Below are 13200 nucleotides of genomic sequence, written 5' to 3' on the forward strand. Positions count from 1 at the left end.
AAACGAGCCAAATGGCTCGTTTTTTTATGCACTTAGATTTTGATAGGCAGTTTCATCAAAACCGACCAGAAAACCTTTAGACGTCTGTAGAACTGGTCGTTTAATTAAGCTTGGTTGAGCAATTAAAGCTTCAATAAGATGATCTTCACTGCTTAATGCACGCGTTTGTTCTTCTTCAGATAGTTTTCTCCACGTGGTGCCTTTTTTATTGAGAACAGTATCTTGTCCTATTTCTTTTAACCAAATTTTGAGGGTGTCGGCATCGATTCCTTGTTTTTTATAATCGTGAAATTCGTAGCTCAAACCTTTTGCTTGTAAGGCATCAAATGCTTTTTTCATTGAATTACAGTTTTTAATACCATAAATTTTTAACATTTTATCGGACCATGTCAAAAAGAAAGAACACACAGCCTAACCCAAAATGCTTTTAAGGACTACTTTATACAGATAGTTTTAAAACAAATGAAAAATAATGATTAAAACAATAAACAATGTCATGTTACTGTCATAAGACGAGGTAATAATGAGCCCAACAAGAAGAATCTAGAAAACTAAAAGAACTTAGCGCAAAAAATAAGAGATAGAAAAGAGAAAACCCGCATTTAATCATCCTGATCATGCGGGTCTCATTTCAACGTCCATTGTCACATCCTTGCAAATAAACTTAATCTAAGTTTATTTTATCTTCCTACGGCGTCCTATCCTTTTGCGTCATCCTGACTGCTTCCCTGTGCCGTGGGGCTATAATGCCGTTAAACGTGTGTAAGAAAAATACTCAAAAACGACATGTGTTGTAAGCAAAAACGACAATGCAAGTGAACACTTGTTCACTTACTCTTGAATTTTATAGTCGATAATCACAGGGGCATGGTCGCTAAACCATTGATCTTTAAAGACCCATGCATTTGCTGTACGTGCTTTCCAGTCTGGTGAACATGCTTGGTAGTCAATACGCCAACCTACATTTTTCGCACGCGCTTGACCGCGATTTGACCACCATGAATATAGTTCGGCTTCTGTTCTTACCACACGGAAGGTGTCTACATAGCCAAGTTCATCATAAATATGGTCAAGCCATGCACGCTCATGTGGTAAACAACCAGACGACTTTTGGTTGCCAGACCAGTTTTTAATATCAATTCGTTTATGAACGATGTTGTAATCGCCACAAATGATGATGGACTTATTTTCATCACGCCATTGTTTTAAGATTTTTGCGTATTCACCTAAAAATAAATCCTTACGTGCTTGCGCTTCTTCACCACTTGAGCCCGAAGGTAAGTATAATGATGCAATATGTACGGGATGTGACAAACCTAAATCGAATTCGGCAGAAATGAAGCGGCCTTGGCTATCGGCCAACTCGAACCCTAAACCATCTTTAATAGAGACAAAGGGTAAGCGGCTATAAATTGCAGTACCTGCGTAACCTGCACGCTCTGCTGGAAAAAGATGGGTATGCCACCCTTCGGGTCTAAACTTTTCAGTCCATTGTTCATGGGTAATGCGGCTTTCCTGCATGCATACGACATCGGCATCGGATTGTTCTAACCATTCAAGTAAGCCTTTCGTTACTGAAGAACGTAAGCCATTTACGTTAATGGAAACGACTCGAAGAATTTTTACATCACTTGGATACTGATCCTTTGGTATCATGCGAAAATTTAACCTCAATTGTGAATTTGGAGCACCTCATGACAACGCCTGTGTCATTTAACCCGCAAGCATTTATCGAACTCGCATTATCACGCGGTGTGCTTAAATTTGGTGAGTTTACTTTAAAATCTGGACGCGTGAGTCCTTATTTTTTTAATGCAGGCCTACTCAACGATGGTGAAGCTTTATCTCTTTTAGCACAAGGCTATGCTGATAAATTAACACAATGCGAAAATGTTGATGTGATTTTTGGACCAGCGTACAAGGGTATCCCATTTGTAGCAGCGACTGCTGTTGCTTTGTCGCAAACACATAATAAGAGTGTGCCATGGGGCTTTAACCGTAAAGAAGCAAAAGATCATGGTGAAGGCGGTGTTTTAGTTGGTGCTGCGGTTGAAGGTAAAAAAGTCTGGATTATTGATGACGTAATTACCGCAGGTACAGCGATTCGTGAAGTCGTAACGATTTTGAAAAATGCTGGTGCAACCATTGCTGGTGTTTTAGTTGCGCTAGATCGTCAGGAGCGTGGCCAAGGTGAGCTTTCTGCAATTCAAGAAGTTCAAAAAGAATTAGAAATCCCTGTGCATGCACTTATTACCATGAAAGATTTAATGGATTATTTGGAAGCGAAAGGCGAAACAGAAGCCCTAGCAAATATGCAAGCTTATCGCGAGAAATACGGTATCTAAGAGTTTGATGTAGAAAAAGGAAGCCGCGGCTTCCTTTTTTATTGTAAATAGTGATTGAACCATAAGTATGGAACGTGAAAAATCATATAAAAGCCGTTCAAGTGAGCTAAACTCTAGAGTGGATTGGATTAAGATATTGATGTTAAAGATAAAGTCTCAAGAATTTCGCATAAGGCGTATTATGCTGATTTTAGGAGATCTTACTAATTTTTTTGAAAATTATATTGCTAAAAAAGCCCTTAACGTTAGCAAGATGCAAAAAATTTAATTGATATCTGAAAATATTGCCGAAGGTACTTGTAGATGTTAGCTTCTGCCACTTAATAAGTGGATGATAAATATATTCACTTCGTATTTAAACTAGTTATTTATGGTTGATAAAGTGAAAAATATTTTTTGTAGTATGAATATTCTAGAAAATGAAGCAGATGTAGAAAATTTCTTTATCATGAAATTTTTTAAAGCCCTAGGTTATGAAGACAAACATATTAAGCCTAAATATTCATTACAAAAACTTTCAGTAAAAAAGCTAAATTCACGTCGTTCAGAAATGTTTCGACCTGATTTTGCAATTTGCATTAATGGCACCATCAGAATGATCGTGGAAGCAAAAGCTACTTATGAAGACTTAGATAATTACGTATTACAAGCTAGAGATTATTGCACTACACTTAATGGAGAATATGAAAACAATAAACCAGTAAAATATTTTATCCTATCAAATGCTAAAAAAACACGTCTATATCAATACGACTTAAATAAACCATTACTTGAATTAAGTTTTCAAGATTTCCAAGAAAATAATATTAAATACAAAGATATAAAGAATTTATTGAGTGTTGAATCCCTTTCGTCTAGTCTTGAACTTCCTAAAGAAAGTGATTTTTTAACATTCAAGAAGACCCCTCTAAAAGAGGTCAATGACGCATTTGCTTGGTGCCACCAGTTTATTTATAAAAATGATAATATTAGCCAAGGCGCTGCCTTCATGGAGTTTGTTAAGATAATTGCTCTAAAATTAATATCTGATAGAAAAATCAAGGATAAATATCCTGATGAAATTGATAAAGATGAGTTTAAAATTCCATTATGTGATATTAGTTTTTCAAGAAAACTTCTCGTTGATAGTGAAAGATACACGCCCAATCCTCTAAGCTCTATTTGGTTTAAAGATTTTATTAATCAAATGGAGATAGAGATCTCTGAAAAAAAGAAAAAAAGAATTTTTGAAAAAAATGACGAAATTAACCTTAATCCAGAAACAATTAATGGTGTAGTTTCAAGATTAGAACATCTGTTCTTATTCGGGATTGATGCAGATTTAAACGGTCGTTTGTTTGAGACGTTTTTAAGTGCAACTATGCGAGGTAAAGACCTTGGACAGTATTTCACTCCTAGAAGTGTAGTAAAACTAGGTGTTGGTTTAGCCGACTTACAAGTAAATTATCAAGATATTTCAAAAAGCTACAGAGTTTATGACGGTTGCTGCGGTACTGGTGGTTTCTTGATTGATGTTTTTGCTGATATGTGCAACAAAATTGAGAAAAATGCTTCCTTATCGAATGAAAGAAAACATGAGTTAAAACAATACATTGCATATAACAATATTTATGGTGCTGATATTGGGAGAGATCCTAATCTTTCTCGTATTGCTAGATTAAATATGTATCTGCATGGAGATGGTGGGAGTTGTATTTTTAATATTGATGCATTAGACAAAGAATTGCCTAACCATAAAACAGATAAGCCAGAAGTTTTGGTAGAAAAAAAACAAATGCGGGATATTTATGCAAAGGAAGAAGGATTTTTTGATGTTGTCATTACAAATCCACCATTTGCTAAAAAATACACCATGGCAAAAACAAACAATCAAGACCAATATGAAATATCTAATGCAGAACGTATTCTTTCTCAATATTCATTAAAAGATTTCGAAAGCAATAAATCTAGAACTGAATTACGTTCAAATCTTATGTTTATGGAGCGTTATTATGATGTTTTAAAAAAAGGAGGAAAACTTATTACTGTAATTGATGATGGCATACTTAACGGTAAAGACTACACATGGTTCCGTAATTGGCTAAGAGAAAAATTTATTATTAGTGCTGTTATATCCCTTCCTGGAGATGCTTTTCAGCGCTCTATGGCACGTGTTAAAACATCAATTCTAATTTTAAAAAAGAAACACTTTGAATCAGAAACTCAACCAAATATTTTTATGTATCCTTGTGTTTATGTAGGGATTGATGATCCAGCACGTTCTCGAACACTGCCCATTGATGCTTATAATAAACAAAGAGCTCAAGAAGAAATTTCAGAAGTTGTTAACTTATATAATAATTACTTAAATGGTAAGAATATTGATAAATATACTGTTGCACCAGATAAAATATTAGACCGTTTAGATGTTAAACATTGTCTCATGCAAGTTGGAGGCAATATTGAAAAATGGATAGACCTTGGATTTCCTGTTGTTAAAATCTTGGATACCCTTCGTCCTAAAGAATTTAATGAAGAAGAAATTATCGAATGTTCAGAGCATTCAGCGAGTGAAACGCCTCTTATCGTTAGATATGATGGTTCAGCAGAAGCTGGTACACCAATATTCCCAGCTGATACAAAGCATAGTAAGCTCTATCGAGTCAATGAAGGTGATATTGTTATTTCAAACATTGCAGCTAGTTATGGAAGTATTGCAGTTGTACAAGCTGAACTTGAGGGATGTGTTGTATCCTCAGAATATACTGTCTTAACTGCGAAAGAGGATTTTAATCCTAAAATGTTATGGGCAATATTACGATCCCCAGTTGTTTTATCAGAGATACTATTAGTCGCTACTGGAGCAAATAGAACACGAATCAAATGGGATTCATTACAAGACTTAGTAATACCATATCCATGCAACACTATAGAACAGGATTTTGTGGAGTCTTTGACTAAGTTAGAAAATTTAGAAAAAGAAACTATAAAATTAAAAGAAGAAAAAATAAAAATGACTTTGGATACATTAGCATTAAAAAATGAAGAATCTGAAATCATTCTTTCTGCGTTCAAGCCACCCAAATAATATTTAAAGGGATGCTTAAATATTATCAGTATTTAGATAATTACAGTATTAAGAAAAATGGGCTCTAGAGCCCATTTTTTCTTTCCTAGATATAATTTATTTAACATAAAATCTCTTTATGAGAATCACTTCTTATCCAACTTCTTGCACCCCAACTTGTCTTGTTGACCTTCTTTAGTTATCACCAAAAGCGAAAAAGAAGCACTAGTAAACATGCAAGCTTATCGCGAAAAATACGGTATCTAAAAAGAAAAAGCATACCTCTAAATAGGGGTATGCCTTTTTAATATTTACTTAGAACTGATAATTCAAACGCAATAACACATTACGTGGTGTGCCTGGCATGCTGTCCGAACGCCAGTACTCTTTATTGGTTAGGTTATTTACCGCAATAGTGACATTCCATGGGTCTGCACTATAGCCAATTGCTGCGTCGACACGATTGAAGCCTTCCATTTTTACTTGATTATTAATATTTGGATAATAAGAGCCCACATAGGTCACACCCACTTCGGTATACCACTGTTCAGTTGGTAAATAACGAACAAATAAATTACCCGTATTTTTAGATGTGTTAGCTAAATAGTTGCCTTCACGCTCAGGATTTTGCTTGTCTTCTTTTACCTTGGCATCTGTGTAGCCATAACCACCGCGAACAAAGACATTATCAAGTACGCGACCAATAAAACTAAATTCAAGACCACGTGATTGATGTTGTCCGGCAGTTGCCCATACATCTGGTTGTTCATTAGGATTTGGTTTATAGCGAATATTATTTTTACGAATATCAAAGACAGAAAATTGAGTATTTAAAAGACTATCTAACCATTCGCTTTTTACCCCAACTTCGTATTGCTCGTTATATTGAGGCTCTTTATCCATTTTTGTGACATCGGTGTTTCCAGTAACTTGGTTAACACCCATTTGTCCACCAAACGGTGCGAAGCTTTTAGAGTAAGACGTATAAAAGCTATGCTCTGGAACGGGTTGCCATACCAAACCCACATTTGGGCTAAAGCTACTGTCTTTTACATTACGATGATCATTGTTAAGTTTATTGGTAGTTGAAAAGTCAAAGTAATCGTAACGTAGGCCCATCATGAGTTTGAGTTGGTCATTTAGACCAATTAAATCTTGAATAAATACGCCGTAAGTTGTGCCTTCATTATAGTTATGCTGACTAATCTTTAATGGGCCATTGCCACGACTGTACTCTCGTTCACCAGTGATTGGATTAACGTAACCATAAATGGCCGACCCATTTTGAGTTTTATTGGCTAGACGTGGTTCTCGTTGTTCATAGGTCCAGTCTGTACCGACCATAATTTGGTGTTCAAGCTGGCCTGTCTTGAACTTTCCTTTAATATCAAATGTATTGGTTGTGGTCTTGTTGCTGGTTTGTTGCCAGTAGTAAATTTGATCGATGTAACCTTTTTTTGTACAAGTCTCATTCTTTGAGTTTTTTCCATCTAAACCACAATAAGTTCCAAAATAAAAGTGGTCAAAGTTCTGTTCTGCTTGTCGGTAACTTGCCGCCCAGTGGAAGTTCCAATCAGGCGCATATTCATAATTCACATCGGTGCGGACCACTTGCAAAATATCATCAACATAATCGCCATCTTGGGCAAATCCTGTTTTGATAGATGTACCTGTAGGTAGATTATCACGCGTTGGCCCACGGTCAGGAACTCGACCTAATTTGTCATAAGTATATTGTGTAGTCCAAGTGAGTGTTCCATCGTCATTTTTATAGCTAAAGCTTGGTGAAAACATTTCAATCTTATTTTCAATGCCAGAGCGGAAACTACCTGACTCGCCATATTCACTAGTCAAACGTATTGCTAAATTGTCGTTAAGTACTTGATTGATGTCAGCCGTTGTTCCGTAATTATCATATGAACCTGCGTACGCACCAACTGAGCTTTTAGAGTCAAAATTGGCGAACTTACTCACCATATTCACAACGCCGCCACCAGCACTACGGCCATATAAAACTGAAGCAGGGCCTTTTAAAATTTCAATACGTTCAATATTGGCTGTACTGCGACGTACTTGTCCGCTTTCACGTATACCATCGCGGTAAATATCGCCTGTGTCGGCACCAAAACCACGAATCGTAATGCCATCACCGCGCATATCGTAACTGGTTGATACGCCAGGGGTGCCTTGCAACATAACGCTTAAGTCATTTGATCCATAAATTTTATATTTCTGCACATCAATGGTATCAATGGTTTGGGGAATATCTTTTTTGTCTAAACCATTACGTGTGACATTGGCCTTGTCATAGTCGATATAGCTTTTAATCGGGTCTAGCTCACTCATAGCCTCAATTTTTATGGTGGGCATGGTAGCCGCCACTTTTGCGGCTGAATCAGTCGGTTCCTCTGCATAGGCACCTTGAATATTCAAAATCATTAAACTGAGTAAGCTCAGCGGGAAAAGACGCTTAATTTGGGGAGATGATATAGAAATTCTTAACATAAAAATAAAATCAATTAACAAAAATAAAAGTATAAATGATAATTATAATCATTTAATTATTTAGAATAAAAGAACTATTACCTGCGAAATTACATTGATTGTTTTTTAATAATTGATTTTTAAAATATAATTTATTTATTAAAAATTCGATTGAATGAAATGATTAGTTTTATTTATGAATAGGGTTTTGATGAGGGTACTTTATGGCTAAAAGTACCCTTGGAGTTAAGCATTGTTTTTGAGCACATCTACAATATCCATTTCTGGATCATAATTTTCATCAATTGTTTTACAAATGGCTTGCCCCACAATGACTTGAGTACCGTTAAAGGTCATGGTTGGTGCTTCATATAATTCCCAACCGTGATTGAGTGCTTTAGTCACTCGTGCACAAAAGGCTGAGTCATCGGGACCAGTTAAATAGCGATAAAGTTTCATCTTTAGCCTTTAAAAAATAATATTTTATGACCTTAGTTTAACTGAATTTATCTGAATTCAAGATAAAGAAATAACCGATAAGGTTTTACTGAAATTAAGAAAAACCAGTGAAAAATCTCAGTTATACTCATGCTAATTTAAATTTTAAGAAGAGCTTGAGCATGCGTGTACTTGTCGTCATGGATCCGATTGAAACCGTAAATCTGAAAAAGGATTCAACCATGGCAATGTTGTGGGCGGCGAGCCGTCGCGGACATGAATTAGGTTATGCATTACAGCAAGATTTATATATCGATCAAGGTAAAGCTTACGGTCTAATCTCTCCTTTAGAAGTATTTGAAGATTACAGCCATTACTATGAGCTTGGCGAAAAGAGAAAAGAATCTATTGCTGCTTATGATGTTGTGCTCATGCGTAAAGACCCGCCGTTTGATATGAATTTTGTCTACACAACTTATGTGCTTGAGCAAGCTGAGCGTGAAGGCTCATGGATTATTAATAAGCCTCAATCACTGCGGGATTGCAATGAAAAACTTTTTGCTACGCAGTTTCCAGAGCTACAAGTGCCTACACTTGTAACGTCTCAACAAAGTTTAATTCGTGAATTTATTAAAGAACATGGTGATGTGATTGTTAAGCCACTTGATGGTATGGGTGGGATGGGAATTTTCCGTTTATACCAAGACGGTGTAAATATTGGTTCTACCTTGGAAATGCTGACAGAATTAGGTACTCGTCCAATTATGGCACAGCGTTATATTCCTGAAATTGTAGAAGGGGATAAACGCATTCTAATGGTGAATGGTGAGCCTATTCCTTACTGTCTAGCCCGTATTCCGCAAAATGGTGAAGTGCGCGGTAACTTGGCTGCAGGTGGTTTAGGTCAAGCACGACCACTTACTGAAAATGATAAACAGATTGCAGCGAAAATCGGGCCTTTCTTACGCGAAAAAGGTTTGGTTTTTGTAGGTTTAGATGTGATTGGTAATTATGTTACTGAAATTAATGTCACTAGCCCAACCTGTATCCGCGAAATTGATGCTCAATTTGGTACATCGATTGCCGATGATCTATTTGACGTATTAGAAGCTGGTCGTCCTGCTTAATCATCTACTTTGGGTGATTTCCTAAGCGAATATTGGGAAATCACCTAAAAATTTATCAATTAATAAAACCACAATATGAAATACGCTGGCGCTTTGTAGGCATATTTTCAAAAAAGCACATCTTTCTGTTATAAACGAGTGAAATTCGCTTTTCGTTAATGAAGCTTTAGGATTAAAATAAACGGCTACAAAAATAGATGACAATTTCCATTGTTTTTTGAGTTGAAGAATTAGACCGTGACAGATTCACAGCAAAGCAAACCTAAACATGTCATGATGATGGCTGCCGGTACTGGTGGACATGTTTTTCCAGCCCTCGCCGTAGCCAAACAACTTCAACAACAAGGTTGTCAGGTTTCATGGTTAGCCACGCCAACAGGTATGGAAAATCGGTTATTAAAAGATCAAAATATTCCAATATATCAAATTGATATTCAAGGTGTGCGCGGAAACGGAGTCATCCGTAAACTCGCCGCGCCTTTTAAAATTTTAAAAGCAACTTTTAGCGCTATGCGTTATATGAAACAGCTCAAAGTTGATGCAGTCGCTGGCTTTGGTGGTTATGTTGCAGGACCGGGTGGTCTGGCGGCTCGCTTATTAGGTATTCCTGTTCTCATTCACGAGCAAAATGCAGTTGCCGGTTTTACCAATGCGCAGTTATCACGTGTAGCTAAAGTAGTATGCGAAGCATTTCCTAAAACTTTTCCTGCCAGCGAAAAAGTGGTCACTACCGGAAATCCAGTACGCCGCGAAATTACAGATATTTTAAGCCCAAAATGGCGCTACGATGAGCGTGAACAAGCGGGTAAGCCGTTAAATATTTTAATTGTAGGTGGTTCTTTAGGTGCCAAAGCACTCAATGAACGTTTACCCCCAGCTTTAAAGCAACTGCAGGTTCCACTGAATATTTTTCATCAGTGTGGTCAGCAACAAGTTGAAGCAACACAAGCATTGTACGCAGATGCACCTGCAAATTTAACTGTACAGGTTTTGCCATTTATTGAAGATATGGCGAAGGCATATAGCGAAGCAGACCTGATTATTTGCCGTGCTGGCGCTTTAACTGTGACAGAAGTTGCGACCGCTGGTGTTGCAGCAATTTTTGTACCGTTACCTATTGCGGTAGATGACCACCAAACTGCAAATGCCAAATTTCTGGCCGATGTCGGTGCTGCAAAAATTTGCCAGCAATCTACCATGACACCAGAAGTTTTAAATCAATTGTTTACCACGTTGATGAACCGCCAATTACTTACAGAAATGGCAGTGAAAGCGCGTCAACATGCCCAACCAAATGCAACTCAGCATGTGGTTGATCTTATTCAAAAAATGTAATCGGATTTACTATGTCTCCAACAACAGCTGCAAACCAAGCAAAAAAATTGATTAAAGTGCCTGAAATGCGCCGTATCAAACACATTCATTTTGTGGGTATTGGCGGAGCAGGTATGTGTGGTATTGCTGAGGTGCTAGCTAACCAAGGATATAAAATTTCCGGCTCAGATATTAAAGCTTCTAAAACTACACAACAATTAGAAGAAAATGGCATTAAGGTCTATATCGGACACGAAGCAGAAAATATTAAAAACGCTAATGTGCTTGTAGTTTCAACTGCTATTGATCCGGAAAATCCGGAAATTAAAGCGGCAATTGAACAACGTACTCCGATTGTACGTCGTGCAGAAATGCTCGGTGAACTTATGCGTTACCGTCATGGTATTGCCGTAGCAGGTACACATGGTAAAACCACAACAACGAGTTTGTTAACCACAATGTTGGCTGAAGAAAACCTTGATCCAACTTATGTGATTGGTGGTTTGCTTAATAGTACTGGTGTAAATGCAGCGCTTGGTGAAAGTCGTTTTATTGTGGCAGAAGCTGACGAATCAGATGCCTCATTCCTTTATTTGCAGCCAATGGCAGCGATTGTAACCAATATCGATGCTGACCATATGGACACCTATGAAGGTAGCTTTGATAAGTTAAAAGATACTTTTGTGCAGTTCCTACATAATTTACCGTTCTATGGTTTAGCTGTAGTTTGCGGTGATGATGCGAACATTCGTGAGATTTTGCCACGTGTAGGTCGTCCGGTTATTACGTATGGTTTTAATGAAGATAATGACATCCGTGCGATTGATGTAGAGCAAGATGGCATGCGTTCGCATTTTACGGTATTGCGTAAAGGACGTGAGCCGCTTCGTTTAACGATTAATCAACCAGGCATGCATAATGTTTTAAATGCTTTGGCTGCAATTGGTGTTGCAACTGATGAGGGTGTTTCAGACGAAGCGATTAGTCGTGCATTAAAAGGCTTTAGTGGTGTTGGGCGTCGCTTCCAAGTACAAGGTGAATTTGAGCTTGGTGAGGGTAATGTAAAATTAGTCGATGACTATGGACATCATCCTAAAGAAGTAGAAGCAACTATTAAAGCAGCTCGTCAGAGCCATCCAGATCGTCGTTTAGTGATGCTTTTCCAACCTCATCGTTATTCTCGTACACGTGATTGTTTTGATGACTTTATTGAAGTTTTATCTCAAGTCGACCAATTATTATTACTCGAAGTTTACCCTGCTGGTGAAAAACCAATTGTTGGTGCAGACAGCCGTACTTTAGCGCGTAGTATCCGCTTGCGTGGTCAGGTTGAACCGATTTTGATTGATCCCGTTGACGGTAATTTACAAAACATCATGCAAAATGTGTTACAACCAAATGACTTGTTATTAACGCAAGGTGCAGGTAACGTGGGAGCAATTTCAGTAGAACTTGCACAGCACCATTTGTATGTGAAATAAACAAAAAAGTATTGAATTATCGGGTTAAGGATTTAAACGTGTCAAATGCTACAAAATTCGGCAAAGTTGCTGTGTTGTTTGGTGGAAAATCGGCTGAGCGTGCTGTTTCTTTAGATAGTGGTCAGGCAGTTTTGGACGCTTTGTTAAGTTCAGGTGTTCAGGCTGAGGCATTTGATCCGCAAGACCGTAGTGTAACTGAACTTGTAAACTATGATCGCGCATTTATTGTATTGCATGGTCGTGGCGGTGAAGATGGTCAGATCCAAGGTGTGCTTGAGTGGTTGAATATTCCATATACAGGAACTGGTGTACAAGGTTCTGCTATTGGTATGGATAAAGTTAAAACCAAGCAAATCTGGCAAGGTAGTGATTTACCTACAGCACCATATCGAATTATTACCAAAGAAACTGACCTCGATTCAGTCATTGCGGAATTGGGTCTACCAGTCATTATTAAGCCTGTGCATGAAGGTTCAAGCGTAGGCATGAGTAAGGTTGAGAAAGCAGAAGATTTTGCGGCAGCAATTGAAAAAGCAACTCAGCACGATGCAGTGGTCATGGCAGAAAAATGGATTACTGGTCGTGAATTTACGATTTCATTTTTAAATGGTCAGCCTTTACCTGTTATTCGTTTGCAACCACCTGCAGATGTTGCTTTTTATGACTATGAAGCAAAATATCAACGTAATGATGTCGAGTATGGTATCCCTTGTGGTTTAAGTGATGCAGACGAGAAAAAATTACAAGCTTTAAGTTTGCGTGCTTTCCAAGCAGTAGGCGCAGAAGGTTGGGGCCGTATTGATGCAATGCAGGATGAGCAAGGTACTTTCTGGCTTTTAGAAGTGAATACTGTGCCAGGTATGACAAGTCATTCGCTTGTACCTAAGGCTGCTAAAGCAGTTGGTTATAGCTTTGAAGCGTTGTGTGTTGCAATTCTTGAGCAAACATTGGAAGGTACAGCTTAA

11 protein-coding genes are annotated in these 13200 nt (G+C 37.6%); 7 read left to right on the forward strand and 4 right to left on the reverse strand.

Annotated features, from left to right (window positions below):
• Positions 1–24: 24 nt before the first annotated feature.
• Both NE363_RS00725 and NE363_RS00730 read right to left on the reverse strand, forming a co-directional pair.
• Positions 25–375, reverse strand: a complete 351-nt coding sequence (locus tag NE363_RS00725; protein ID WP_100193409.1) for an arsenate reductase — start codon at positions 373–375, stop codon at positions 25–27.
• 456 nt (positions 376–831) lie between these two features.
• Positions 832–1656: an exodeoxyribonuclease III gene (locus NE363_RS00730; protein ID WP_263614827.1), complete on the reverse strand. Its 825-nt coding sequence runs from the start codon at positions 1654–1656 to the stop codon at positions 832–834.
• Between the two features lie 38 nt (positions 1657–1694).
• Between NE363_RS00730 and pyrE the strand changes: the two genes are divergently transcribed.
• The 3 genes from pyrE (at position 1695) to NE363_RS00745 (ending at position 5412) form a co-directional block, all read left to right on the forward strand.
• Positions 1695–2345: an orotate phosphoribosyltransferase gene (gene pyrE / locus NE363_RS00735; protein WP_191103252.1), complete on the forward strand. Its 651-nt coding sequence runs from the start codon at positions 1695–1697 to the stop codon at positions 2343–2345.
• Between the two features lie 67 nt (positions 2346–2412).
• Positions 2413–2613 carry a hypothetical protein gene (locus NE363_RS00740; RefSeq protein ID WP_445535645.1) on the forward strand — a complete coding sequence of 67 codons (201 nt, stop codon included), beginning with the start codon at positions 2413–2415 and terminating at the stop codon, positions 2611–2613.
• A gap of 102 nt (positions 2614–2715) precedes the next feature.
• Entirely contained in the window at positions 2716–5412 is a 2697-nt protein-coding gene (locus NE363_RS00745; RefSeq protein ID WP_445535646.1) for an N-6 DNA methylase, read from the forward strand.
• 294 nt (positions 5413–5706) lie between these two features.
• Here the strand turns inward: NE363_RS00745 and NE363_RS00750 are convergent, their stop codons facing one another.
• Together NE363_RS00750 and NE363_RS00755 are read right to left on the reverse strand one after the other, a co-directional pair.
• Positions 5707–7896 (reverse strand): TonB-dependent receptor, encoded by a 2190-nt coding sequence (locus NE363_RS00750; protein WP_445535647.1) that lies wholly within the window; start codon positions 7894–7896, stop codon positions 5707–5709.
• 225 nt (positions 7897–8121) lie between these two features.
• The gene (locus NE363_RS00755) at positions 8122–8334 is read right to left on the reverse strand and encodes a DUF1737 domain-containing protein (RefSeq protein ID WP_004711478.1); all 213 of its coding nucleotides are present in this window, start codon (positions 8332–8334) and stop codon (positions 8122–8124) included.
• Between the two features lie 161 nt (positions 8335–8495).
• Between NE363_RS00755 and gshB the strand changes: the two genes are divergently transcribed.
• The 4 genes from gshB to NE363_RS00775 all read left to right on the forward strand — a co-directional run bounded on the left by gshB (position 8496) and on the right by NE363_RS00775 (position 13200).
• The gene (gene gshB, locus NE363_RS00760) at positions 8496–9440 is read left to right on the forward strand and encodes a glutathione synthase (protein WP_445535648.1); all 945 of its coding nucleotides are present in this window, start codon (positions 8496–8498) and stop codon (positions 9438–9440) included.
• Positions 9441–9677: 237 nt separating this feature from the next.
• Positions 9678–10775 carry an undecaprenyldiphospho-muramoylpentapeptide beta-N-acetylglucosaminyltransferase gene (gene murG, locus NE363_RS00765; protein ID WP_107972307.1) on the forward strand — a complete coding sequence of 366 codons (1098 nt, stop codon included), beginning with the start codon at positions 9678–9680 and terminating at the stop codon, positions 10773–10775.
• An 11-nt stretch (positions 10776–10786) separates the two neighbouring features.
• On the forward strand, positions 10787–12235 hold the full coding sequence (gene murC, locus NE363_RS00770) for a UDP-N-acetylmuramate--L-alanine ligase (RefSeq protein ID WP_004704924.1): 1449 nt from the start codon (positions 10787–10789) through the stop codon (positions 12233–12235).
• Positions 12236–12273: 38 nt separating this feature from the next.
• Positions 12274–13200, forward strand: coding sequence for a D-alanine--D-alanine ligase (locus NE363_RS00775; protein ID WP_004704925.1), 927 nt, complete (start codon positions 12274–12276; stop codon positions 13198–13200).

This window comes from Acinetobacter sp. G18, from assembly GCF_052660225.1.